Annotated in this window: 21 protein-coding genes and 1 riboswitch; of the genes, 19 read left to right on the top strand and 2 right to left on the bottom strand. The window is 48.0% G+C overall.

Annotated features, from left to right (window positions below; genetic code table 11):
• Positions 1-16: 16 nt before the first annotated feature.
• The 3 genes from VSQ62_RS28370 (at position 17) to VSQ62_RS28360 (ending at position 3,821) form a co-directional block, all read left to right on the top strand.
• Complete coding sequence (locus tag VSQ62_RS28370; protein WP_334638245.1) at positions 17-1,585, top strand: hypothetical protein; 1,569 nt, start codon at positions 17-19, stop codon at positions 1,583-1,585.
• Positions 1,582-2,652, top strand: coding sequence for a glycosyltransferase family 2 protein (locus VSQ62_RS28365; protein WP_334638244.1), 1,071 nt, complete (start codon positions 1,582-1,584; stop codon positions 2,650-2,652). The genes VSQ62_RS28370 and VSQ62_RS28365 overlap by 4 nt, the downstream gene beginning before the upstream one ends.
• Before the next feature lie 221 nt (positions 2,653-2,873).
• Positions 2,874-3,821, top strand: a complete 948-nt coding sequence (locus VSQ62_RS28360) for a flagellin N-terminal helical domain-containing protein (RefSeq protein ID WP_334638243.1) — start codon at positions 2,874-2,876, stop codon at positions 3,819-3,821.
• Positions 3,822-3,923: 102 nt separating this feature from the next.
• Here the strand turns inward: VSQ62_RS28360 and VSQ62_RS28355 are convergent, their stop codons facing one another.
• Complete coding sequence (locus tag VSQ62_RS28355) at positions 3,924-5,381, bottom strand: ATP-binding protein (RefSeq protein WP_334638242.1); 1,458 nt, start codon at positions 5,379-5,381, stop codon at positions 3,924-3,926.
• Between the two features lie 240 nt (positions 5,382-5,621).
• On the opposite strand from VSQ62_RS28355, the gene VSQ62_RS28350 reads away from it, so the two are divergent.
• The 5 genes from VSQ62_RS28350 (at position 5,622) to VSQ62_RS28330 (ending at position 9,446) form a co-directional block, all read left to right on the top strand.
• Complete coding sequence (locus tag VSQ62_RS28350) at positions 5,622-6,077, top strand: flagellin N-terminal helical domain-containing protein (protein WP_334638241.1); 456 nt, start codon at positions 5,622-5,624, stop codon at positions 6,075-6,077.
• Between the two features lie 73 nt (positions 6,078-6,150).
• Positions 6,151-6,645 (top strand): helix-turn-helix domain-containing protein, encoded by a 495-nt coding sequence (locus tag VSQ62_RS28345; protein ID WP_120397171.1) that lies wholly within the window; start codon positions 6,151-6,153, stop codon positions 6,643-6,645.
• Positions 6,615-7,400 carry a transposase gene (locus VSQ62_RS28340; RefSeq protein ID WP_120397172.1) on the top strand — a complete coding sequence of 262 codons (786 nt, stop codon included), beginning with the start codon at positions 6,615-6,617 and terminating at the stop codon, positions 7,398-7,400. The genes VSQ62_RS28345 and VSQ62_RS28340 overlap by 31 nt, the downstream gene beginning before the upstream one ends.
• A gap of 117 nt (positions 7,401-7,517) precedes the next feature.
• Positions 7,518-7,949 (top strand): flagellin, encoded by a 432-nt coding sequence (locus tag VSQ62_RS28335; protein WP_334638240.1) that lies wholly within the window; start codon positions 7,518-7,520, stop codon positions 7,947-7,949.
• A 327-nt stretch (positions 7,950-8,276) separates the two neighbouring features.
• Complete coding sequence (locus tag VSQ62_RS28330; protein ID WP_334638239.1) at positions 8,277-9,446, top strand: glycosyltransferase family protein; 1,170 nt, start codon at positions 8,277-8,279, stop codon at positions 9,444-9,446.
• A 166-nt stretch (positions 9,447-9,612) separates the two neighbouring features.
• Here the strand turns inward: VSQ62_RS28330 and VSQ62_RS28325 are convergent, their stop codons facing one another.
• A complete protein-coding gene (locus tag VSQ62_RS28325; protein WP_334638238.1) occupies positions 9,613-11,355 on the bottom strand; it encodes a DUF885 domain-containing protein in 1,743 nt (580 codons plus the stop codon).
• A 126-nt stretch (positions 11,356-11,481) separates the two neighbouring features.
• Here VSQ62_RS28325 and VSQ62_RS28320 point away from each other — a divergent pair, with 126 nt between their 5' ends.
• The 11 genes from VSQ62_RS28320 to argF all read left to right on the top strand — a co-directional run bounded on the left by VSQ62_RS28320 (position 11,482) and on the right by argF (position 26,288).
• A complete protein-coding gene (locus VSQ62_RS28320; RefSeq protein WP_334638237.1) occupies positions 11,482-11,838 on the top strand; it encodes a hypothetical protein in 357 nt (118 codons plus the stop codon).
• A gap of 218 nt (positions 11,839-12,056) precedes the next feature.
• Positions 12,057-12,554: a shikimate kinase gene (locus tag VSQ62_RS28315; protein ID WP_334638236.1), complete on the top strand. Its 498-nt coding sequence runs from the start codon at positions 12,057-12,059 to the stop codon at positions 12,552-12,554.
• 166 nt (positions 12,555-12,720) lie between these two features.
• A complete protein-coding gene (gene murA, locus VSQ62_RS28310) occupies positions 12,721-14,013 on the top strand; it encodes a UDP-N-acetylglucosamine 1-carboxyvinyltransferase (protein WP_334638235.1) in 1,293 nt (430 codons plus the stop codon).
• A gap of 131 nt (positions 14,014-14,144) precedes the next feature.
• The gene (locus tag VSQ62_RS28305) at positions 14,145-16,706 is read left to right on the top strand and encodes a beta-glucosidase (protein WP_334638234.1); all 2,562 of its coding nucleotides are present in this window, start codon (positions 14,145-14,147) and stop codon (positions 16,704-16,706) included.
• Complete coding sequence (gene recQ, locus VSQ62_RS28300; protein ID WP_334638233.1) at positions 16,616-18,619, top strand: DNA helicase RecQ; 2,004 nt, start codon at positions 16,616-16,618, stop codon at positions 18,617-18,619. Before VSQ62_RS28305 ends, recQ begins: the two co-directional genes overlap by 91 nt.
• Before the next feature lie 49 nt (positions 18,620-18,668).
• Positions 18,669-18,767: riboswitch (SAM riboswitch) on the top strand.
• A gap of 113 nt (positions 18,768-18,880) precedes the next feature.
• Positions 18,881-20,068 carry a methionine adenosyltransferase gene (gene metK, locus VSQ62_RS28295; RefSeq protein ID WP_334638232.1) on the top strand — a complete coding sequence of 396 codons (1,188 nt, stop codon included), beginning with the start codon at positions 18,881-18,883 and terminating at the stop codon, positions 20,066-20,068.
• A gap of 107 nt (positions 20,069-20,175) precedes the next feature.
• A complete protein-coding gene (locus VSQ62_RS28290; protein WP_334638231.1) occupies positions 20,176-21,672 on the top strand; it encodes a sensor histidine kinase in 1,497 nt (498 codons plus the stop codon).
• Entirely contained in the window at positions 21,665-22,354 is a 690-nt protein-coding gene (locus VSQ62_RS28285) for a response regulator transcription factor (protein ID WP_334638230.1), read from the top strand. Before VSQ62_RS28290 ends, VSQ62_RS28285 begins: the two co-directional genes overlap by 8 nt.
• A 29-nt stretch (positions 22,355-22,383) precedes the next feature.
• Positions 22,384-23,127 carry an SDR family NAD(P)-dependent oxidoreductase gene (locus tag VSQ62_RS28280; protein ID WP_334638229.1) on the top strand — a complete coding sequence of 248 codons (744 nt, stop codon included), beginning with the start codon at positions 22,384-22,386 and terminating at the stop codon, positions 23,125-23,127.
• A gap of 244 nt (positions 23,128-23,371) precedes the next feature.
• Entirely contained in the window at positions 23,372-24,175 is an 804-nt protein-coding gene (locus tag VSQ62_RS28275; RefSeq protein WP_334638228.1) for a TrmH family RNA methyltransferase, read from the top strand.
• Positions 24,176-24,200: 25 nt separating this feature from the next.
• Complete coding sequence (argF, locus tag VSQ62_RS28270) at positions 24,201-26,288, top strand: ornithine carbamoyltransferase (RefSeq protein WP_334638227.1); 2,088 nt, start codon at positions 24,201-24,203, stop codon at positions 26,286-26,288.
• Positions 26,289-26,312 lie beyond the last annotated feature (24 nt).

Below are 26,312 nucleotides of genomic sequence, written 5' to 3'. Positions count from 1 at the left end.
GACAAAGGAGAATAGAATGATACGAGTTTTTAATGGTGACGCGCTTGCAATCCAAGAAAATGACTACGATTGGCGGACTGCGCTGCATTATTTCTTAGACGGGCATCACAATGATTATGTTCTGGTCTATCGAGATGATAAGCCGATCAAAGCATTATCTTATCATGATGTTTGTTATAACAGAGATGTTCCGGAAAAGGTGATATACTTGGATCAAGACGTTTTTGCAGAAGCAAGGAAATATTTTTTTACTTATGAAACGCAAGAAGAACGTTGGAAGCGGGCAGTTACAGTATGTAACAGAGCTGGTGAGGCAGAGTGTATCTTGTATTATCAACATAATCCAATTCGAATAGATTATCCGGTTAGTGAATTTCAGGAATATGCTTTTGATGAATCTTTAGATTTTGATTGGCTTGCGAGAGGAGATTTATACATATTTGAAGAATATGAAGAATATACGGCATTTATCTATGACGTATTGGAACGCCGCTTTCCGGAGAAAAGGAAGTATTTTCTGGATGAAAACGCACAAATTTTCTTGGGCTCCGATGGAATATGCTGTGTTATGCCAGATAGCAGCCCACATTTAGACAATATGGTCTGTATTACCAGTAAACGTGAAAGAGAATCTATATCCGAGGATCCGCAACCTGGTATTTACAGTAGTTTGGAAATTATGACTTCTTTGTTTTGGAACGCAGGAATGCAACATTGTGGAATGCTGAATCCTGATAAAAAGTTTTTCTTGATTCAATTTCCAATGCACTCCAGCGGCTTATGTGATATGATTCGGTTTTGTCTGGCAAAAATCGCTATGACAGAATATTCGAAACCAGAGTATATTCCGGTAATCAATCTAAAAGTTCCTGGTGATACCCATCACTTTTCGAAGAACAAATCACAAAATGTATGGGAACTCTTCTTTGAACCGTTAAATGACTATTCGGTAGAAGAAGTCATGACAAGTCAGCATGTACTTGTTAGCAGTGACAAAATAGATGCATTCAATTTATATATAATGGAGCAATTCTATAATCCACAGAATATGCGAGAAATTTGCAAGAAATATCTGCAATTAAACTCGGAAATGAAAACGTATATAAGTAAAATGAGATCACGGGTAATGAAAACGGAAAGTAAAATGCTGGGAGTTGTAGCAAGAGGTACTGATTACCGATATGGCGGATTTGATGTTCCGTGTCCCATGGATGATGATGAATTTATCGAGTTAGTAAAAATAAAGTTAAAAGAATGGAATTGTGAGTATTTGTTATTGGCAACAGAAGACATAGGTATTTTAGAACATTTCAAACAAGCAGGATTTGGCGATAAATTAAAGTACATTAAACAAGAACGTTATAAATACCCGGATACTAATCAACCCGGAATATTGGTTTCCAAGATGAAGAGAACTGATCATGACTATCATGACGAAATGCCTTATCTTGCGATTCTATACTTACTTGCAGATTGTAATTCATTAATTTCAAATTGTCAGTGCGGAGCATTTGTTGTCGCAGATTATATCAACGGAGGAATGTATGAACATCGTTATTGTTGCGGGAAAGGAGAATGTTTATGAAAAAAATTGGACTTGTCATGATTGTTAAAAATGAGAGCCGTAGTCTTGACAAATGTTTAATATCAGCGAAAAAGCTTGTAGATGAAATATATATTACAGATACTGGATCTACAGATAATACATTGGAAATTGCACAAAAGTATAACGCGCATATTTCAGAATTCAAATGGTGTAATGATTTCTCAGCGGCAAGAAATTTTGCATTGCGGCAATCGTCTTGTGATTGGAATCTGGTTTTAGACGCAGATGAGTATTTGGTATCGGGCAACAGGAAAGATATCTTGAAATTTATAGAAGCAGGTACACACGTGGGCGCGATTGAACGGCATGACAGTTATAGAGAAGACAATGGTGAAATTAGTCAAAGCTGTATATTTACAACTCGATTGATTCCTAAAGAAGCCTATTATGCAGGAAAGGTACATGAACAGGTCCTGTGTCCTCTTCCGATAGCACCGCTTCCACTGGTCTTTGATCACGACGGATACCTTCATGGTGGAAAAGGGGAACGAAATTTGACGATCCTTTTGGAGGAATTAGAAGAAAATCCAAAAGACCCATATATATTATACCAGGTCGCCCGTACGCTTTGGCTCATGAAGGATTATTTGAATGCAGACCAGTATTTTGCCAAGTTTTATCAGTTAGTGCCTGAATCAGGTACAGGATATCGTGTAAATGGTGTGATTACTTATATCTATAATTTATTAGAGCTGAAAAAATATGATGAGGGATTCCGGATGATTGCTGAAGAAAAACAACGGCTTGATGCTTATGCTGATTATCATTTTGCATGTGGAACCTTCTACACTCAGGCGATTTTCTCAGACGTGCAGCGTTACATCGCTTATCTCCCGGAAATTGAGCGATCCTACCGCAGATGCCTGGAAATAGGGGAAATTCCAGAGCATGAAGGTGTAGTTGGGAATGGATCTTATAAAGCAGCATATAATCTAGGCGTCTGGTTTGAGGTTAATGGAAAAACGAAAGAAGCCTTATACTACTACAGATCGGCGTCGAATGCCGGATATCAACCGGCAAAAGAGCGGATGAAAAAAATAATTTAAAAATTTTCAAAAAAATACTTAAGATATTTGAATAAGATACGATAATATAGGTGTCAAGAAGTTTTCGGAGCAGTCCAAATAAGTGTACTTTAACGGACAGTTCGCCGGCAGGTCCAAAAGGGTACGTTTGTTCGATTTTCTGAGACCTTCTTTTATACACAATTTGTTTATAATTATACGGGGAAATGGAATTCCCTGACTATTTTCAAGGAGGAAAGAATATGAGAATCCAACATAATATTACTGCATTGAATGCACACAGGAATTTGACGAACAATAATGCTTCTGTAGGTAAGAGTCTTGAAAAGTTATCATCCGGTTACAGAATTAACCGTGCTGGTGACGACGCTGCCGGATTAGCGATTTCTGAGAAGATGCGTGCGCAGATCACAGGTCTTGCTACAGCCCAGAAGAATGCGAATGATGGTATCTCTCTTGTACAGACCGCTGAGGGTGCTCTGACAGAGGTTCACTCCATGCTGAATCGTATGGTTGAGCTGGCTACACAGTCTGCTAACGGAACTTATTCTACAACGAACCGTCAGGAGATGCAGAAGGAAATTAACCGTCTGAATGAGGAAATTGACAGAATCAGCCAGACAGCTAATTTTAATGGCACGAAGTTATTCACTTCAGCCACAGCTACTGCTGCAAATGCAACTACTGGTGCTGCTGTAGCAAAGATTACACTTCATGTAGGTGACTCTCATGAAACAGCTAACCAGTTGAAAGTGACATTCCAGGCTATGAACAGTAAGTCCCTTGGTCTTCATTATACGAATCCTAATACATTCGCGATGACATTAGGTACTACAAACTTTACGGCTGATCCAGCTAAAAAAGGTGCTACCGCAGTATCTATCTCCAAGATTGATTTGACAAACGCGGACAGTGCAAGACACGCTATCTCCGTAGCACAGGCAGCAATCGACATGGTATCCTCTATGAGATCTGACTTCGGTGCTATGCAGAACCGTCTGGATCATACGATTAACAACCTGAGTGTTCAGGAAGAGAACATCACAGCTGCTGAGTCCCGTATCCGTGACGTAGACATGGCTAAGGAGATGATGGCTTATACCAAGAATAACATTCTTGTACAGTCCGCTCAGGCTATGCTTGCTCAGGCTAATCAGGTACCACAGGGAGTTCTTCAGTTACTTCAGTAATTAATTGAATTTTCATATGGAAAAGGCTTCTTTTTACAAAGAAGCCTTTTTTTGACAATATAAAGTTTTTCATCACTTTCCTATGACACATTAAAACTCCTTTTAATCTTTTACTTCCCACTTACCAGAACGACTATTACCCACTCGAAGAATTTTACCTGTTTTCTGCAATTCTACAGTCATACGTTTTATTGTTCTAATTGATAGCCCGGTTTTTTTACTCATTTGCTTTTGGGTAATTTTCTCATTTTCCCGAATTAAAGCAACTACTTTTTCTTCATCTTCCCACTTTTTGACGGTACTGGTGCCATTAGTGCCATTGGTGCCATTTTTAGTGCCATTGGTGCCAAGCGGGTCAATCACACCATAAAAATCTGTTGCCAATTCCTTTCTATACAAATTGATTCGAAAATCACTTCCCATATCCTGAAGCTCTGGTTCTTGAAGCCCATATGCTTTTGTTTCTTCAAACATTTTGGGAATACCAGTTCCCCAAGCTTCGATCATATTCATATAAGAAAAAACCTTTGCAATTGCTCCATTTCGTATCTTAGAAATTCCAGCCTTCATTTTTTTAATTGTAAGATCTTTATCCAACATTCCCGGCGATGTTACTTCCAATCGATCATCGAAAAGAGCTACTTGCACCTTTCCTGGGCAAAGATATGAGCGATGGCATACTGCGTTTGTAAGCATTTCACGAATTGTGCGAATTGGTAGTTCATATATATCTTGCCGAACAAGTCCGTCAATTCGGGCTCCAAGATTAATATGTTCTAATACAAAGGTAAATGCAGATTCTATTTCTTCATCAATACAACCAGAAAATTCTTTTCGTGTGATAAAGATATTTCGTGTTGTACCTTTGAAAACAGCACATTGTATTGTTGCATCTGGGTAAGAATCCAACTTTCCATCTAATAATTGATATCCATTAGTTGCATAATATTTCCCATCCATCTCACAAACAACCTTAAAAGAAAGCAACTGGCTGATTCCGATTCGCCTTAAAGTATTTGTTGCTTCTTCCGTTGCGCATAATGATTTGGCATGATGATATAATCGGTCACAAAATGTATTTATTTCATTTTCAGATAGTTCACGATCCACCTTTTCTGTGTCAAAACTGCGGTTTCTGGCGGATAAAGTCATTTCTTGAATCTGATATATCGCTGCTTTCCGTGTTGTACCGGATACACGCATATATACGCCGTCAATAACTCCTTGGCTTTTAATACAGTAAGGGCGCTGCATACCGGCTGGAATATCAACTACAATTATATATTTCCCATCAAATTCCTGTATTTCTACATTAGGTGCTATTTTGGGCTCACAGCTATCATAAATAGCATTTGTAATTGCATCCATTTTTTGAAAGACTTCTTCTTTATCAAAGCCAACAACTTTCCAACTATTATTTTCTACACCAAAGACTAAACAACCGCCATTTGCATTTGCATAGGCCACGACAGTTCGCATATAATTTTCACTCTTAGTTGGAATATCTATCTTATATTCAATATTCTCTCGTTCGCCTTTCATAATTTCTTCAATAGTCATTAAGCCCCGCCCCTCCGTTTAATTAGTTTCTCATATTTTAACATAAATATAAGAATAATGTGAACAATATCCGAATTTTATATTCTTTTATATCCGTGAACGTGTACTTTAACGGACAGTTCGCCGGCAGGTCTAAAGGAGTACGTTTGTTCGATTTTCTGAAACCTTCTTTTATACACAAATTGTTTATAATTATGCGGGGAAATGGAATTCCCTGACTATTTTCAAGGAGGAAAGAATATGAGAATCCAACATAATATTACTGCATTGAATGCACACAGGAATTTGACGAACAATAACTCTTCTGTAGGTAAGAGTCTTGAAAAGTTATCATCTGGTTACAGAATTAACCGCGCTGGTGATGACGCTGCCGGATTAGCAATTTCTGAGAAGATGCGTGCACAGATCACAGGTCTTGCTACCGCTCAGAAGAATGCGAACGATGGTATTTCTCTTGTACAGACGGCTGAAGGTGCTCTGACAGAGGTTCATTCTATGCTGAATCGTATGGTTGAGCTGGCTACACAGGCAGCCAATGGAACATACTCCACAACAAACCGTCAGGAGATGCAGAAAGAGATTCTGCGTCTGAATGAGGAAATTGACAGAATCAGTCAGACAGCAAACTTTAATGGAACTAAGTTATTTACTTCATCAGGAGCAAAAGCAGATACTAGTACAGCATTGCTGAAATAACAATGAATAAATATTGCTTTTTTATTGTAGTCGGTGCATAATAATTCTATCACTAAAGAATGGATGGATTACTATGCGAAGGAAAACAATTGATACTATCCCAGTTTTATCTGATGCCATGAAAAGCATCTTATCTGCTTTTTCAAAAAGCCGCTCCCTTCCGTCTGGACTGGTCAAAAGAGCCGGCATTGTCCTGCTTGCGTCACAGGGGGAACTCAACCAGAATATTGCATCACAGGTCGGACTTCATTATAATAATGTTGCCACCTGGCGCAGCCGATTCCTCGCGGCGCTCCCCGCCTTGCGGAAGATTGAAATGGACGATCCGGAAAAGCTCGAAGATGAGATACGGGCAGTCCTGTCCGATAAAAAGCGTCCCGGTGCCCCGTCTGTTTTTACGCCGGATCAGATTATGCGGATCATCGACCTTGCATGCAGTAACCCAAATGATTTTGGGTACGAAGTAAGCCAGTGGAGCCTTCCGCTGTTAGTGGCAGAAATTAAAAAGCAGGGGATCGCTGAACAGATTTCTGAGAAATCTGTCAGCCGTTTTTTAAAAATGAGGTAGATTTACATCCCCACAAAATCCGTTATTGGCTCCATTCTTCTGAAAAGACGGAATCCCCGGAATCTTTTGCGTGTAAAGTAAACGAAATCTGCGGCCTGTACCAGAGCGCCCCGGAACAAAACCGGGAAGGTGCACACGTTGTTTCCACGGATGAAATGACGGGGGTACAGGCGTTGGAACATAAATATCCTAATAAGCTCCCATTACCCGGCCAGTGCGCCAAAATGGAGTTTGAGTATATCCGCCATGGCACGACCAGTCTCATCGGGTTCTTTGATGTTGCAACGGGCCGTATGGAAATGCCATATCTAAACTCCACACGCACAGAAGAGGATTTTGTGGAAGCTGTAAAAGCATTGACAGAAACAGACCCGCAGGCTCCATGGACATTTATATGTGATGGCCTGAACACCCATAAGTCGGAAGCCCTTGTCCGCTTTGTGGCAGAGGCCTGTGTCCCTGGTGTGGAACTGGGCAAAAAAGGAAAGACAGGGATCCTCAAAAGTATGAAAAGCCGGGCAGATTTCCTGCATGACCCTTCCCACCGGATCCGCTTTGTGTATACTCCGAAACACAGTTCCTGGATGAACCAGATTGAGATATGGTTTGGCATCATTAACCGAAAGCTGCTGAAGCGGAAAAGCTATCTGTCAATAGAAGAACTGGAAGCAAGCATCTTGCGCTTTATTGAACAGTACAATCTTACAGCACACCCATTTAAGTGGACATATGCTGGGATACCATTAGCAATTTAATCACTGATATTTAAGCAATGCTGTACTAGTACAGGCGAGGTAACCAAAACTAAGATTACTCTTCATGTGGGTGATTCTCATGAGAAATCTAACCAATTAAGGGTAACATTCCAGTCAATGAGCAGTAAAACGCTTGGTCTTCATTCAACAAATTCTACGACTTTTGAGAAGACATTAGGAACAACTAATTTTGACTTAACCAATCAAAATAAGCTTGATGATGGAACAGATGCGGTAAGCATTGACAAGATTAAGCTGACAACAGCCGGAGGTGCAAGACATGCAATCTCTGTAGCTAATGCAGCAATTGATATGATTTCATCCATGCGTTCCGACTTCGGTGCTATGCAGAACCGTCTGGATCACACGATCAACAACTTAAGTGTTCAGGAAGAGAACATCACAGCTGCTGAGTCTCGTATCCGTGACGTAGATATGGCTAAGGAGATGATGGCTTACACCAAGAATAACATTCTTGTTCAGTCTGCTCAGGCTATGCTTGCTCAAGCTAACCAAGTACCGCAGGGAGTTCTTCGGTTACTTCAGTAATTAATTGAATTTTCATATTTAAAAAACCTGCCATCGGCAGGTTTTTTAAATGTATTTTGCAAATTCCCAATATTCCCCAGATTTTTCGGAGAAATCATAAATAATAGTTCCTTAGAGTGTAATATTTCTTAGAGCGACATAAGTTCTATATATTCCATCATTTGTTCAAAATTCTGGTGTCCGATTCCGACGGCTCTAGGCATATCAATCCCTCATCTCATCAGCTAAGACTATCTTATCATTATTTTCTCCAGAATACAATCTGGACAAACCAGTCATTTTTATGATACAGTTTATTCCGAACCTAAGAATGACGGAGGATCAGGCATGAGAATCGCTTTATTTTACACGGATATAGAATCTTTTAACTTTTTTATGGACCAGTTAGACCATGAATTCCGCCTCAGGGGCCATGAGACATTCATCTTCGACTTGCTGCACCCATACGATGAGACGCCCCATTCCTATGCGCATTTCATGGAATTTGCTGCCGGCAGGATCGATCTGGCGGTCTGCTTTGACGGGATGTGCGTGCGGGAGGAAGTGCTGCTTGAGATCTGGGATACGTGGGAGACGGTTGTTGTCGATATCCTGATGGATCCGCCGTTTCGGTTTCACAGGACTCTGGAACGGCATTCGAAGAACTATCGGCTTTTCTGCTGTGACAGGGATCATGTAGAATACGTGAAACGGTATTTCCCGCGGGAGGTGCCGAATGTGGCATTTATGCCCCACGTGGGCGCGGTGCCGGCGAAGGATGCAGTGGTGTCTCCCTATGAGGAGCGTAAGTTCGATATCTTATTTACGGCGACCTATTACCGGCCGCAGGACAGGCTTGGAGAATTGCTGCGGATGTGCGAGGGGAATACGAGCATGAAGCAGCTCTACCAGATGGCGTATCAGAATATGATCGGCAACACTTCTCTGACGGCAGAGCAGGCGATACTGCTCGCCATGCAGCAAGGGGGATGGGCGGTTCCGGAAGAGACATTGAAGGTAATATTTGCCTGGGCGGAGAATCTGGACTGGGCGATCCGCATGTATCAGAGAGAGCAGGTGGTGACGGTTCTTGCCGAAGAGGGCTTTGAACTGTATCTTCTGGGGCGCGGATGGGAGAATCACAGCGCTTCGGGATATCCCAATGTGCATCGGATCGACGGCCGTGTGCCGTATGCGCAGACATTGTCCTATATGGCTGATGCGAAGATCAATCTTAACGTTATGCCGTGGTTTAAGTCCGGAACCCACGACAGGATATTTAATACATTATTGCAGCATTCCCTGCCGCTCACGGACCGCAGCAGTTGGATCGATGAGAATTTTACAGACGGACAGGATATTGCCATGTATGACCTGAAGCATCTGGACAGGCTCCCCGCGATTGCAGAGAGCCTGCTGCATGATCCGGATAAGGCGGAAGCAATCATTCAGAACGGGTATGAGAAAGTGCTTAAGAATTATACATGGAGTAACTGTGCAGATCGGATACTAGCATGATGGCTGCATTATATTCAGCCAAACCTCCTTGTCTATTCGCCCATCTGCCGCGTTGGATTTTCTATCCGTAGCCACCGCTACGCCGTCGAAAATCCGCCTTGCATATGAACGAATATCCTGCGGAGTTTCACCAGATATAATGCAGACATCACACTAGAAGCAGTATCTACTCCCCCAGCACCCGCTCCCTGACCACATCAAATGGCGCCGGGCCTACATCCAGCACCGCCTTATGGAACTTCTCCTGGGAGAATCCCTTCCCCCACTGCTTAACCGCGTCTCTCTTAAGCTCCAGGAATTCTACATATCCGATATAATACTTCAGATAGTTGGCCGGATCTGCGATGATCAGGTCATAGATATCCTCGATCGTATCCACATCCGTGATCCCATAGCTCCGGAAGAAGGAGGTCGCCTCGATGAGCGTCCAACCCTCGTAATGAATGCCCATATCGGCGAGGGCATAGAGCCCAAGGATCACGGATGTATTCTTCTGCATCAGTGTCGCCTGTTCCTTGGTTATCGGGGCATAGTAGTAACTCATCATCTCGCTGTAGGTAGCCCACCCTTCCGTATAGCCGCCGTAATTCAGAAGATTGCGGATGGGGTCCGGCTTCCTGCCGGCGTAGTAGGTCGTCTGGTAGAGATGCCCCGGATAGCCTTCATGTGCAAGGGTCGTAAATAGCGACAGGTCATCCGGTAAATGTCCCTGATTGATGTAGATGACGTTGTCGGCGGAGTTGTCGATGGCCGGTATCATATAGAATGCGGGGCTTAAGTATTCTTCCATGGACTTCTGGACGTATTTGATCTCGGTATTGACCTTCGGGGGCTTGGGGAAATGTTCCTCCAGTTTGTCTTCTAAGTCGTTGAGGATGGTGGCAGGATCCGAGGTTTCCAGTGAGGCGCCCTGAGTCTTGAACAGATCGGAGGAGACGGAGACGTTCTCATCGACGGGAGTCAGGATCTTCTGCATATCGGCAAGATCGGAGATCATCTGCTTCTGGGTCAATTGCTGCAGTTCAGGTATACTCCGGGAGGATCCGGTCTCGGAAGCGACGACCAGTTCATAATATTCCCGTCCTTCCGGCAGATGGCAGAGCCCGTTGGGGTTCTTCCCGGTGCCGCAAAGGGCGGCAAGACCGTCCTTTAGTTCAGCGTATGCCGGGTAAATGTAATTCAGGATGTATTCGGAATTGGTCTCTATGTATGCATTTCTCTTGTCGGCGGGCAGTTCCAGGGAGTCTAAGCGGTCTTTGAAGGAGGAGTGCAGATAGTTATCGTCCCCCATATCGATAAAAGCCTGGCATTCCTTGATGATCCCGTCGGCGGAATAATCTGCCATGAACAGTCCGGCTTCGGATTTGGCCTGTTCGAATTCCAGGATAGAGTGGAAATACTCCGGCGTCTTGGTCAGCAGTTCCAGATAGGTGCCGACATCGGCCTGTGTGTAGAACTGGTATTCCGACAGGAGCACCGGAAGCTGGGCCTGTGTGCCGGTCAAGGGCGCCAGAGGTTCTTCGTACAGCGCGTAGGGAGCCATTTCCCGGGAGGAGGTAAGATAATCCGTCAGTACGTCATAGGTCAGCCGGTTCTTCCTGGAGAGGCGGCTGCGGTCGAAGGAACTTACGGCGGCCAGCGCGTTCTCGGCGGAAGCGCAGATGGCGTCGGTGTCGGCGGTACAGCTTCCGAAGGTGACGGGAGTATTCTCGATCCCGTAGGCCGACGGGTCCTTAAGGGTATAATGAAGGGAAATCGTACTTCCGGCAACTTCCTGGCAGAATAGATTTCTTGTATAATTTTCAAACTGTTGGTTTTCATTTCCGCGGAAATGCCAGTACAGCCCTGTGGATAGGAGGACTGCCGCAAGAAGCAGAGAGGCGATGGTGATCGAACGTTTTTTTGACATAACAGACCTTTGAAGTTTTTTATATGTATATGCAGAAATAAGGATAGTATGCAGGAATGGGAAGGCACATATTTTTAAAACAGACATATGATAGGATAGATACTTATTTCTTAGGAGAGAGCGCAAATGGACAATCGACTTCCTTATTATATGACATATCCAATGCCGTTTCTGTACGAAGAAGACAGGAGCATGAGAAGAGACCTGGATTACATGAAGAGTATTTATCCTATGGCGGCGAAACGCCTGATCCCTTATGTGGAGGAGGAATGTGACCGGATGGAGTACAGCGGGAGCATGATGTATGACGAATATCCGGATCAGCTGCAGCTTCGTATGATGTGCAGGCGGATCTACGACCAGGTGGCGGAAGAGGAAGAGAACGCGGGAGAGTGGCTGATGGATCTGATACAGGTTATGGCGTACCATGAGCTGTGCCAGAGGAGATGTGAGTACAGAGAATACCGGAGAAAATATTATTGATCCGGGTGCGTTACGTTTCGCGGACGGCTGTGTATCTTAGGAACTGTGCAAGAATAACATGTACAGTTCCTAAGGGTGGACGGATAGCCGAAAGTGTGGTAAAATATTCCTCATAAATGCCCTGTTTTATGCCATGGTGCATCGGTACAACAAAAGTAAGGTCTGTGTACCGGTAGGGCTTTGCATGAGCAGCGGCAGAAGATAAGGGGGGAGAGCTGGTGGATAACATCATATTCATTGGCATGCCGGCCGTGGGTAAGAGCACGGTGGGAGTCATTGTCGCCAAGAGGCTTGGATATCGTTTCGTAGATACGGATATCCTGATACAGGAGGAGGAAGGGAAGCTGCTCAAGGATATCATCAGGGAGAAGGGGATCAAAGGCTTTCTCGAGGTGGAGGACCGCGTGAATTCCCGCGTGAACACGAAGAAGACGGTGATATCACCGGGCGGGAGCGTTATATATTGCGAGAATGCGATGAAGCATTATAAAGAGATCGGTAAGATCGTATATCTGCAGGCATCCTTCGAGACGATCGACAGGAGGCTGAACAATGCGCGGAGCAGAGGGGTCGTACTGAGGAAGGATCAGACCTTGAAGGATCTCTATGATGAGAGGGTTGTGCTGTGTGAGAGATATGCCGATCTGACCATATGTGAAGACGGATTGAGGCTTGAAGATACCATTCAGAAGGTGTTAGAAGCGTTGGAAGAGTAATAATTATTACGAACTATTTACATGTTTATTAAAAAATATTTTACAAATACGAAATTTATGGTATAATATGAACGCATTAAAAACCAGAGATTTCCGAGAGTAGATTTTTTAATTATACAGATAATATAAATGAGAGTAATAAAAAAATAGATATTGAGGTGCAACGATGGAGCAATATATAATTAAAGGCGGCCATCCGCTTGTTGGAGAAGTAGAGATTGGCGGAGCAAAGAATGCGGCTTTGGCGATTCTTGCTGCGGCGATCATGACAGATGAGACTGTACTGGTTGATAATCTGCCGGACGTGAATGATATCAATGTATTACTGGATGCGGTTTCGGGGATAGGAGCGGCAGTTCACAGAGTGGACCGCCACACTGTCAGGATCAACGGGAAGAATATCGACAGTATTGACATAGAGTACGATTATATCAAGAAGATCAGAGCGTCTTATTATCTTCTGGGAGCGCTGCTTGGGAAGTATAAGCATGCGGAGGTTGCGCTTCCGGGCGGATGCAACATAGGGAGCAGGCCCATCGACCAACATCTGAAGGGCTTCCGTGCCCTTGGCGCGGATGTTGAGATCAGACATGGCAAGATCATCGCTGAGGCGGACCGTCTGGTCGGCAAGCATATTTATTTTGACGTGGTCAGCGTAGGGGCGACCATCAATGTGATGATGGCTGCGACTATGGCGGAAGGTCTGACCATTATGGAGAATGTGGCGAAGGAGCCGCATGTGGTAGACGTGGCGAACTTCCTGAACAGTATGGGAGCGAACATCAGAGGCGCGGGTACGGATGTGATCAAGATCCGCGGCGTGCAGCGTCTGCATCGTTCGGAGTATTCTGTTATTCCTGATCAGATCGAAGCGGGAACATTTATGTTCGCGGCGGCGGCTACAAGAGGCGACGTTACGGTTATGAATGTGATCCCGAAGCATCTTGAGGCCACGATCGCGAAGCTGATAGAGATAGGCTGCGAGGTGGAAGAGTTCGACGATGCCGTGCGAGTGGTTTCCAAGGGCGATTTGAACAGTACCCATGTCAAGACATTGCCGTATCCGGGATTCCCGACAGATATGCAGCCGCAGATCGGAGTGACGCTGGCTCTGTGCCGGGGGACAAGTACGATCACGGAGAGTATCTTCGAGAATCGGTTCAAATATCTGGATGAGCTGGCAAGAATGGGCGCGAATATCAAGGTTGAGGGTAATTCGGCGACGATAGAAGGGATCAAGCGTTTCTCGGGAGCGAGGGTCTGTGCACCAGATCTGCGCGCGGGAGCGGCGCTCTGTATCGCGGGCCTGGCAGCAGACGGGATTACGATCGTCGATGATATTGTATATATCCAGAGAGGATATGAGAGATTCGAGGAGAAGCTTCGCGGGATCGGGGCGATCATGGAGAGGGTCGGCTCGAATAAGGAGATTCAGAAGTTTCGGTTGAAAGTAGGTTAAGAATAGAACAGGAATAGGGGACTGACAGGAGTTGATTCTGCCGGTCCTCGTTTTTGCATTGTTAAAATGATTGTATCGTGTTAGAATAATTCTAAATGTTTCATATAACTTTAGTTACAGGAGGAGAATTCATGAAGATCAAGGAACGTAGATTGCCGGGTACAATGTCCGCAGAGATATCCGACAGGGAGATCAGGCATCGAAAGCTTGCCAGGCGTGCGGCGGCAGAGGGATTCGTACTGCTTAAGAATAAGGACGGCTTACTGCCCATAGAGAGGGGGAGCAGGCTTGCCCTGTATGGCGCAGGAGCCGGGAGGACCGTCAAGGGCGGAACGGGCTCAGGGGATGTGAACGAGCGTGACAGCATTTCCATCTATCAGGGGCTTCGGCAGGCAGGATATGAGATCACCAGTGAGGATTGGATCCTTGCCTATGACCGTCTGTATGAGGAGGAGCGCTTAAGGTGGAGGGACGATATATTATGCAGGATGGACAGGCCGGGAGCCAAGTTTTTTGATGAATATTCTACGACGCCGTTTCAGGTTCCGTGCGGTCCGGGGATCGACACGGAGGCGGCGAAGCAGGACGGCGCGGATATTGCGGTGTTCGTCTTAAGCCGTGTCGCGGGAGAGAATGCAGACCGCAGAGATACGCCGGGGGATTATAAGCTTACATCCGAGGAGCGGGCGCTGCTTAACCAGATATCGGAGTCTTACAGGTCTATCGTGTTGGCGGTCAATATCGGAGGGCTTGTCGATCTTGGATTCACGGAGGAATTACCCAATGTTGACGCGATCCTGCAGTTCGTACAGGCGGGACAGGAAGGCGGCAGCGCGTTCGCGGACGTCCTGTCAGGGGATGTGACGCCGAGCGGGAAGCTTGCGGATACCTGGGCGGCGAGCTATGAGGATTATCCGAATGCGCAGACATTCAGCCATAAGAACGGCAATACAGAGACAGAGAAGTATGAGGAAGGCATATTTGTAGGATACCGGTATTTTGATACGTTTGATGTTCCGGCGCTCTATGGGTTCGGATACGGGCTTTCATACACCAGCTTCGAGACGCAGGTGCGGGCGGTGCGCAAGGTGCGGACGGATGCGGACAAACCGGGGATCGAGGTAGATGTCTCCGTTAAGAATACGGGGGATCGCTATGCGGGGAAGGAAGTGGTACAGGTATATGTATCCTGCCCGCAGAAGAAGCTTGTGAAGGAATTCCGCCGTCTGTCGGCGTTTGCGAAGACCGGGCTGCTTGCACCGGGCGAATCCCAGGAATTGAGTCTGTCTTTTGCTATGGATCAGTTGGCTTTTTATCATGAAGAGGGTGCCGTCTGGATGCTGGAGGAGGGTACCTACGGGATCTGGGCAGGGAACTCTCTTGGATCTGCCGTGCTTGCCGGAGCAATCCATCTGGACGGGGATGCCGTTACGGTGCGGTGCGGACATATCTGCCCGCTTAAGGAAGAGCTTACGGAGATCATGCCTGATTTGGCAAATGTATCTAAGAAGGAATCTGAATGGCTTGCGAAGGCGGAAAGCCTTACGATCCCTCCGGCGGAGGTTCATGCCGGGGAGATCGAGGCCGAAGAGATCGTATATACAGAGATGCCGGAGACTTTGCCGGGACCGGCAGGAGAGATCGTTCAGAAGCTGTCGGCGGATCAGTTGATCCAGTTAGCGACTGGGGATCCGGGTAAAGGACAGGAGAGTGCGCTTGGCTCTGCCGGTATCACGGTTCCGGGTTCGGCGGCGGAGACGTCGTCAGCGGCGGCTGGGGATCCGTGGAATGTTGCGGCTATGGTATTGGCGGACGGTCCGGCGGGCCTGCGATTGAACCAGACCTATCAGGTGGCGGACGGAGAGATCGTGAAGGAGAGCTTCATGAAGTCTCTTGAGAAGGGATTCTTCATGTCTGAGACGGAGAGTGTGGGAACGACCTATTATCAGTATTGTACGGCGATTCCGGTGGGAACGTTACTTGCGCAGACCTGGAATATCGAATTGATCGAAGAAGTCGGAGAGATGATCGGCAGTGAGATGGAAGAGTTTGGTGTGACGCTTTGGCTGGCTCCGGGCATGAACATCCACCGAAATCCGCTGTGCGGACGTAATTTCGAATATTATTCCGAGGATCCGCTGCTCTCTGGGAAGATGGCGGCTGCCATGACCTTGGGAGTGCAGAAGCATCCGGGCGTGGGAACGACGATCAAGCATTTCGCGTGCAACAATCAGGAGGATAACCGGATGGGGTCGGATTCTGTGGTATCGGAGCGTGCATTGAGAGAGATCTATCTGAAAGGCTTCGAGATTGCGGTGAAGGAGTCCCAGCCCATGAGTATTATGACGTCCTACAATATGATCAACGGGGTACACGCCGCGAATTCCTTTGATATCTGCAAGAAGGCGGCGAGAGACGAATGGGGCTTCGCAGGAGCAATCATGACTGACTGGACGACTACGACGGATTCTACGGGCGGGATCTGCACCGCGCCGGGATGCATCCGTGCCGGGAATGATATGATCATGCCGGGAACACATCAGGATCACGAGGAGATACGGCGGGCGCTTGAGGACGGAAGCCTGACGCTTCGGGAGCTTAGATGGTGTGTATACAATACGGTCCGGCTGTGTCTGCAGTCGAACCAGTACGAAGGTGCGGTGAGTTACCGGAAGCAGTTCGATACGATTTAAGAACGGCGGAGGTACAGGATATCAGAGTCAGAAGGGGGAAGCGGCAGCGCATGAACGCAGCAGAGATATTAAAGAAATATTTTGGATATGATACATTTCGTCAGGGGCAGGAGGGCATCATACGCTCCATCCTGTCGGGGAGGGATGTGCTGGCGATCATGCCTACCGGCGCCGGCAAGTCCGTCTGTTATCAGGTACCGGCGCTGATGCTCCCCGGTATCACGCTTGTGGTATCGCCTCTGATATCCCTGATGCAAGATCAGGTAAAGTCCTTGAATGAGGCGGGGATCCACGCGGCATTTATCAACTCTGCACTGACAGAGGCTCAGATATCCAAGGCTCTTGATTTTGCGGCCAGGGGCATATATAAGATTATCTATGTGGCGCCGGAACGCTTAGAGAGCGGAAGATTCCTGCAGTTTGCGGCAAATGCCGATATTTCTATGGTGACGGTGGATGAGGCCCATTGTATTTCTCAGTGGGGGCAGGATTTCAGACCGAGTTATCTGAAGATCGTTGATTTTATAGACGATCTGCCGAAGCGTCCGATCATCAGCGCATTTACGGCGACGGCAACGGGGGAGGTGAAGACGGATATCGAGTGCATTCTTCGCCTGGAGCGCCCCGATGTGACGGTGACGGGATTCGACCGGGAGAATCTGTATTACAGCGTGGAGCATATCGCGGGAAAGAAGAAGGATGATTTCGTCGTTGACTATATCGAGAAGCATCCGGGAGAGAGCGGGATCATCTACTGTGCAACGCGGAAGAATGTGGACAATCTGTATGAGAAGCTGTTCAAGCGGGGTGTCCCGGTGACCAGCTATCACGCGGGGATCGACAATCATATCCGTAAGAAGAACCAGGATGATTTCATCTATGACCGGGCGCTTGTGGTGGTGGCCACCAATGCGTTTGGGATGGGGATCGACAAGTCCAATGTAAGATATGTGATCCACTACAACATGCCTCAGAGCATGGAGAATTATTATCAGGAGGCGGGGCGTGCAGGGCGTGACGGGGAGAATTCCCAGTGTATTCTGCTGTTTTCCGCCCAGGATGTGATCATCGCGAGATTCCTTCTGGATCAGAAGGAATTCGAGGATATGGATGAAGAGGATATTGAACTGATCAGGCAGCGGGACACCTACAGGCTTCAGGTCATGGAGGGGTATTGCAAGAGGGCCGCTTGTCTCAGGAATTATATACTGGAGTATTTCGGCGAGAAGATAAGCCAGCCCTGCGGCAACTGCGGGAATTGTCACGGTAATTTTACAGAGATGGATATGACGGATGCGGCCAAATGGGTGGTCAACTGTATCGCGGAGACCAGGGGAAGATTCGGCAAGAATATTGTGTCGGGAACGCTGGTCGGCGCGAACCGCGCAAGGCTTCGGGAGGTAGGAGCGACCTCGTACAGATCCTACGGGGCTTTGGAGCAGGTAAATGAGAAGGATGTCCAGACGTTGATCGACCAGATGATTATGGATGGTTATATTGTTCAGTCGGGAGAATACCGCGTCCTCCAGATGGGTGATATCAGCGGGTTGAAGCGCGAAGGAGCCCGTGTGATGATCCGGAAGTCTCAGGAGAAGGAGATCCCGGCCGCCGCCAGGAAGAAGGCGCGGAGCACGGACGCCCTCACCGGCGCAGGATTCCAGTTGTTCGAGAGGCTTAAGGGGCTTCGGACGGCGATTGCGAAGGAGGAAGGGATGCCCCCTTATATCGTGTTCAGCGATAAGACGCTGATCGACATGTGCGTTAAGTTTCCAAGAGATAAGCAGGGGATGCTCGCGGTATCTGGCGTCGGGGAGAATAAGTACAGCAAGTACGGGGAGAGGTTCATGGATGTGATCAGGGTATTTGATGAGGAGCATCCTGGAAATTTGCACCATCGTATTGACAACACATAGAAAAGCGAGTATATTTATATATGGATTACATCTAAATAATGCAGACTTTCTCTTATTCAGAGCAGTGGAGATACAAAGGATCTATGAAGCTGCGGCAACCCCCGGTCTGGGAAGGTGCCAACCTGAGCGAGCAATCGAACAATAAGAGGATTGGTTTATGAGATATAAAACAGTCCGCTTAGTGCGGGCTGTTTTTCGTCTTAGCATGCTGAACAGCAAAGAGAAAGTATGCGGTCATCAAGAGAAAAGGAGTGGAAGATAATGGAAAGACATTTATTCACATCAGAATCAGTAACAGAAGGACATCCGGATAAGATGTGTGATCAGATCTCGGACGCGATCCTGGATGCGTTGATGGCGCAGGATCCTATGAGCCGCGTGGCTTGCGAGACCAGTACCACTACAGGGCTTGTCCTGGTTATGGGAGAGATCACAACGAAGGCGTATGTGGACATTCAGAAGATCGTGAGAGAGACGATCAAAGAGATCGGTTATGTGCGCGGGAAATTCGGGTTTGACGCGGAGACCTGCGGCGTACTTACGGCAATTGACGAGCAGTCAAGCGATATCGCCATGGGAGTTGACAAGGCTCTGGAAGCCAAAGAGAACAAGATGTCAGAGGAAGAGATCGAGGCGATCGGCGCAGGGGATCAGGGAATGATGTTCGGTTATGCGTCAGATGAGACGCCGGAGCTTATGCCGTATCCGATCGCACTGGCACACAAGCTGGCAAGAAGGCTTACCGAGGTGCGCAAGAACGGCACGCTGCCGTACTTAAGGCCGGACGGGAAATCACAGGTGACGGTTGAGTATAACGAGGAAGGAGTGCCGACGCGGCTCGACGCGGTAGTCCTGTCCACCCAGCACGACCCGGATGTAACGCAGGAGCAGATTCACGAGGATATCAAAAAGCATGTATTTGATGAGGTGATCCCGGCAGATATGGTAGACGGTGAGACCAAGTTCTTCATCAACCCGACGGGACGTTTCGTGATCGGCGGGCCTCACGGCGACAGCGGTCTTACCGGACGGAAGATCATTGTAGATACCTACGGCGGAATGGCACGCCACGGCGGCGGCGCATTTTCCGGCAAGGACTGCACGAAGGTAGACCGTTCGGCGGCTTACGCGGCGCGTTACGTCGCTAAGAATATTGTGGCTGCGGGCCTTGCTAAGAAATGTGAGATCCAGCTGTCTTACGCTATCGGTGTGGCGCATCCGACGTCTATTATGGTGGATACCTTCGGAACCGGGAAGATCAGCAATGAGAAGCTGGTAGATATGATCAGAGAGAACTTCGACCTTCGTCCGGCGGGCATCATTCAGATGCTGAACTTAAGAAGACCGATCTACAAGCAGACGGCGGCGTATGGGCATTTCGGACGTACCGATCTGGATCTGCCATGGGAGAAGATTGACAAGGCGGAGATCTTGAAGAAGTATTTATAAAGCTATTTATAAAAATTTTATAATAAGTTTATGGACGCTTTGATGTGAAGCGTCCTTTTTCGTGCTATACTTAAATACATATGATATCCGAAGTGTGAGGCACAAAGATGAAGTTAAAGACGAGACTGATCATAGCTTTTCTGACGGTGATCCTGATTCCGATCGTGCTGACAGTTATGCTGGCATATCTGTTTGGCAAATATCAGATGAGCGCCATTGAGAAGACCTATGAGATCACGGGGATGACGACGGAAAATCTGTCGAATTCTGTCGGAGTAATGTCCAGGCTCACGGAGCGTTTTTATAAAGAACTGTCCCAGATGGTAGAGGAGAATCCGCGTCAGATGGAAGACGCTACTTTTCTGGAGGATTTTAACCAGAACCTAAGAAGAAAGAATGCATATCTGTTGGTGCGTAAGGGTCATATCCTGGTCTATGTCGGTACGGCTATGGAGGATGCTCAGCCGGTGATCGACCGCCTGCCGGGGTACGGAGATACGGAGATGATGTCGGAGAGCGGTATTTATCTGGGAGGCGAGGCTCAGGCGCTTGTGAAGCAGGTGGATTTTCTATATCCGGATGAGAAGGAAGGCAGCGCGTTTGTCGTTGTAAATGTTAACGGCGTGATCCCGGAGGTGGAGCGGTTATATATGGAGGTTGTCGTGGGAATCGTCGTGGTGCTGATTCTGACGGCGGCAGTTCTCATCTTATGGATATACAGAGGAGTCATGGGACCGCTCGGGAAGATGCAGGTCGCGGCTCAGAATATCAAGGATGGGAATCTGGATTTTGAGCTTAAGGCAGAAGCGGACGACGAGCTTGGGAAGCTCTGTCAGAGCTTGGAGGAGATGCGTATGCGGCTCCAGGATAACGCGGAAGAGAAGATCAGATTCGACAAAGAGAACAAGGAGCTGATCAGCAATATTTCCCATGACTTGAAGACCCCGGTCACAGCCATCAAGGGATATGCGGAAGGGATCATGGACGGAGTTGCGGATACGCCGGAGAAGATGGAACGGTATATTCGGACGATCTACAATAAGGCCAGCGAGATGGACACGCTGATCAACGAGCTGACCCTGTATACGAAGATTGATACCAACAGGATCCCTTATAATTTTAACACGCTGTCGGTGGAGGCGTATTTTGAAGACTGTGCGGAAGATCTCTCCGTGGAGCTTGAGTCCAGAGGCGTGGAGTTCGGATATTTTAATTATGTGGAAGCAGATGTGAAGATAATCGCCGACGCAGAGCAGGTCAAGCGTGTTGTTCACAATATCGTGAATAATTCGCTCAAATATATGGATAAGCCCAAAGGAAAGATCAATCTTAGGGTCAAGGATGTGGGAGACTTCGTGCAGGTCGAACTGGAGGACAACGGCAGAGGGATCGCGGCGAAGGATCTGCCGAACATCTTCGACCGGTTTTACCGCACGGATGCTTCGCGGAATTCATCCAAGGGGGGAAGCGGTATCGGGCTTTCGATCGTGAAGAAGATCATCGAGGAGCACGGAGGCAAGATCTGGGCTACAAGCAGAGAAGATACGGGGACGACGATGTATTTTGTCCTTAGAAAATATCAGGAGGTGCCGATTTATGAGTAAGATATTGATTGTAGAAGATGAAGAAGCGATCGCCGATCTTGAGAAGGATTATCTGGAGCTGAGCGGATTCCAGGTGGAGGTGGCGAACGACGGAGCGACCGGCCTTCAGAAGGCGCTGAAGGAAGACTTTGATATGTTTATCCTGGATCTGATGCTGCCGGGCATCGACGGCTTTGATATCTGCCGCCAGGTGAGAGATGTGAAGAATACCCCCATCATCATGGTGTCGGCGAAGAAGGATGATATTGACAAGATCCGGGGGCTTGGACTTGGGGCGGATGATTATATGACGAAGCCGTTCAGCCCAAGCGAACTGGTGGCAAGAGTGAAGGCGCACCTTGCCAGATACGACCGTCTGACGGGAAGCGCGGTGGAGGCTAATAAGGTGATCGAGATCCGCGGGCTCAAGATCGACACGACGGCGAGACGGGTGTGGATCAACGGAGAGGAGAAGACATTTACCACGAAGGAATTCGATCTTCTGACCTTCCTTGCAAGCCATCCCAACCATGTGTATACGAAGGAAGAGCTGTTCCGTGAGATCTGGGATATGGAGTCGATCGGGGATATCGCGACGGTGACGGTGCATATCAAGAAGATACGCGAGAAGGTGGAGATGGATACCTCGAACCCTCAGTATATTGAGACGATCTGGGGGGTCGGATATAGATTTAAGGTGTAAGATGTATTTTACAAAAGGAGGTAAAGGATTTGTTAAAAGGAAAGGTGGCTGTCGTTACAGGCGGTACAAGAGGAATCGGTTATGCGGTAGTGAAGAAGTATCTGGAGAACGGTGCGAAGGTCGTGCTGTTCGGGTCCAGAGAGGAGACGGTGAATAAGGCGCTCTCTTCGCTTAAGGCGGAGAATGCGGACTGGGAAGTGGAAGGGGATTACCCGGACCTGTCCGATGCAGGGGCAGTGAAGGCTGCCATCCAGAAGGTAAAGGATAAGTTCGGAAGACTTGATATTCTGGTCAATAATGCCGGAATGTCCGATAGTACCAAGGTCGAGAAATACGAAGAAGGGCAGTTCGACAAGGTTATGAGGCTGAATGTCAATGCTCTCTTCAATGCGATCCAGCCGGCGGTAGAGATTATGAGAGAGCAGGGCGGCGGCTGTATCCTGAATACCAGTTCCATGGTCAGCATCTCAGGGCAGCCTGGCGGCGTGGCATATCCGACGAGCAAATTCGCTGTCAACGGTATGACGCTTTCACTGGCAAGAGAGCTTGGCCCAAGCAATATCCGCGTCAATGCGGTAGCGCCGGGAATCACCAAGACGGATATGGTCGCGGCTCTGCCGGATCAGATGATCCAGCCGATGATCGCCGCGATACCGCTTCGCAGGATCGGTGAGCCGGAAGATATCGCCAATGCGTTCTTATTCCTGGCAAGCGATATGGCAAGCTATGTGACGGGCGAGATCTTGTCTGTGGACGGTGCGATGAGGGCATAGGGATATACAGAGATACCAGAGATACCTTTAGCGGGTATCTCTTTTTGCATATAGCCGCCGGGTATACGGAGGGTATCATTATTTTTGCATGTAGAAGTATGGATGCGGATGCAAAAGGAGTTTTATGTAGATATGCCGTATGAATTGTGTTATAATATGTAGCACGCTGATGCATGCCCTGATACACTAGCGTGAGCGTGCATCAACTCTAAATATTATTCGGTGAGAGAGGGCAGAATGTTACATGATAACAAGTACATCGAATGCGAAGGTTAAGCGTCTGGTAAGCCTTAAGAAGAAGCGCAAGGCGAGGGACGAAGAGAAGGTATTTCTGGTAGAAGGAATCAGGATGTTCAGGGAGATGCCGCTTGAGATATTAAGAGAGGTATATATGTCGGAGACATTTTACCGGAAGGACAAGAAGACGGTCAGGGAAGTTCTTGCGGGCAGCGGGATCGTACCGGAGATCCTGTCGGATACGGTGTTCGGCTATGTATCGGATACCAGGACGCCGCAGGGGATCTTGTGCGTTGCCAGACAGTCGGAGCGTAAGCTTAGGGAGACGGCCGGAGGGAATTGCCCGCACATCATTGTGCTGGAGCATCTGCAGGATCCGGGGAATCTGGGTACGATCCTTCGGACGGCGGAGGGCGCCGGAGTGACAGGAATCGTGATGGACAGGGAATGTGTGGATATCTATAATCCCAAGACGATCCGTTCCACTATGGGCTCTGTCTATCGTATGCCCTTCTGCTATACGGAGGATCTTCATGACGCGGTCACGGAGCTTAAGGGAATGGGGATCCATATCTATGCGGCGCATCTTGCGGGACAGCGTTTTTATGATGAGGAAGATTACAGCATGCCCTGCGGGTTTCTGATCGGAAATGAAGGAAACGGACTTACAGAGGAGACGGCAAGGCTTGCGGATACTTATATCAGGATACCGATGGAGGGACAGGTGGAGTCCCTGAATGCAGCGGTCGCGGCGTCAGTGCTGATGTTTGAGGCGGCGAGGCAGCGCCGGATGTCAGGAAGGCGGATATAGATATATATAAGAAAGGCGTGGTGATATGAAGCCTGTAATTGACCTGTCAAAGGAATATGGTCTGGTACTGGACGGAGGCGGAGCACGCGGAGCATACCAGATCGGCGCGTGGAAGGCTCTTGCGGAAGCAGGTGTGAAGATCAATGCGGTGGCGGGAACCTCTGTGGGAGCGCTGAACGGCGCGCTGATCTGCATGGGCGATATCGGGAAGGCAGAGAAGATCTGGAATGAGATGACATTTTCAAGGGTCATGGATGTGGATGACGAGTGGATGGAAGGATTGTTCCAGAAGCAGACAAGCATCAGGGAATTCCTGAATGAAGGCTGGAAGCGGCTTAAAGAGGGCGGGGTCGACATCACGCCTTTGCGCAATCTGATCCACGAGACGGTAGACGAGGAGGCCATACGGAACTGCGGCAAGGAGTTCTGCCTGCTGACGTTCTCGCTGTCGGAGTTCAGAGAGCTGGATCTCAGTATAGAGGATATCCCGGAGGGGCTTCTGGAGGATTTTCTTCTGGCAAGCGCATATCTGATCGGTTTCAAGAATGAGAAGATTCAGGGGAAGAAATATATTGACGGCGGCGTGGTGAATAATGTACCATTGAATTCACTGGTGAAGAGAGGATACGAGACTATCATAGAGGTGCGCATCTACGGCCCGGGCCGTGAACCGCGCGTCAAGCTGCCCAAGGAGGGCGAGAAGCTTGAGATCGCGCCGCGGGTGAAGCTTGGGAGTATCATTGAGTTCTCGGGGAAACGCAGCCGGCAGAATCTTGTGATCGGTTATTATGACGCCTGTAGGATGCTGTACGGCCTGGAAGGGACGATATATTATCTGGAGCAGTCCCATGAGGATGAGTATTACGAAGAGCTTCTTGCGGATATCCGGGAGATTGAAAAGGCAGAGATCGCATTCGTGCTGAAGCTGCCGCTGGGATATAAGGGGAAGGAGCTGTTCATGGGTATGCTGGAGGCGGCGGCCAAATTACTGCGCATCCCCAAGTATCAGATATACACGGTTGACCAGTTGTATGATATAGTATATAAGAAATATGAAGCATTGAGTGATCAGATGAACCTTCCGAGGTTCGTCCATGTATTGATTGGATTGAGAAAGGGATTGACGATGAACTTAAAAGGAAGAAATTTTTTGACATTGAAGGACTATACACCGGAGGAGATCGCGTATCTGCTGGATCTGGCGGCAGATCTGAAGGAAAAGAAGAAGAACGGCGTGCCTGTCGATAATTACAGGGGAAAGAACGTTGCGCTGATATTTGAGAAGACCAGTACCAGAACCCGGTGTGCGTTCGAGGCAGCCGCGCACGATATGGGGATGGGGACGACCTATCTTGACCCAAGCGGCTCACAGATCGGGAAGAAGGAGAGCATTGAGGATACGGCGAGGGTGCTTGGAAGGATGTATGACGGGATCGAATACCGCGGCTTCGGACAGGAGATCGTGGAGGATCTGGCCAGATACGCCGGCGTTCCGGTATGGAACGGACTGACCAATGAGTACCATCCTACACAGATGTTGGCGGATCTGTTGACTATACGGGAGAACTTCGGGGAGCTTAAAGGCATAAAGCTGGTTTACATGGGCGACGCCAGATACAACATGGGTAATTCGCTGATGATCGCCTGCGCCAAGATGGGAATGCATTTTGTTGCCTGCACTACGGAAAATTATTTCCCTAACGCAGAATTAGTGGAGACCTGCCGGGGCTATGCGAAGGAGAGCGGCGCGACCATCACGCTGACCTCAGATGTGGCGGCAGGAACGAAGGACGCGGATGTGATCTATACGGATGTATGGGTGTCCATGGGAGAGCCGGACGAGGTATGGGAGGAAAGAATCCGGGAGCTTACGCCTTACAAGGTGACCTCCAAGGTGATGGCCAATGCGAAGGATAGCGCGATCTTCCTGCATTGTCTGCCAGCGTTCCATGATCTGAAGACGAAGATCGGCAAGGAGATCCATGAGCGTTTTGGAATCGAGGATATGGAAGTGACGGATGAGGTGTTCGAGTCTGAGCAGTCGAAGGTGTTCGACGAGGCCGAGAACCGGATGCATACCATCAAAGCAGTCATGACCGCGACGCTGGGCTAACGGCTGATGTGAATCTGCCAATGG

The organism is Sporofaciens sp. JLR.KK001 (genome assembly GCF_036941055.1).
In the GTDB taxonomy this organism is placed as follows: Bacteria; Bacillota; Clostridia; order Lachnospirales; family Lachnospiraceae; genus Sporofaciens.
Note: the sequence above shows the minus strand (reverse complement) of the source record. Positions and strands in the feature narration are given on the sequence as shown.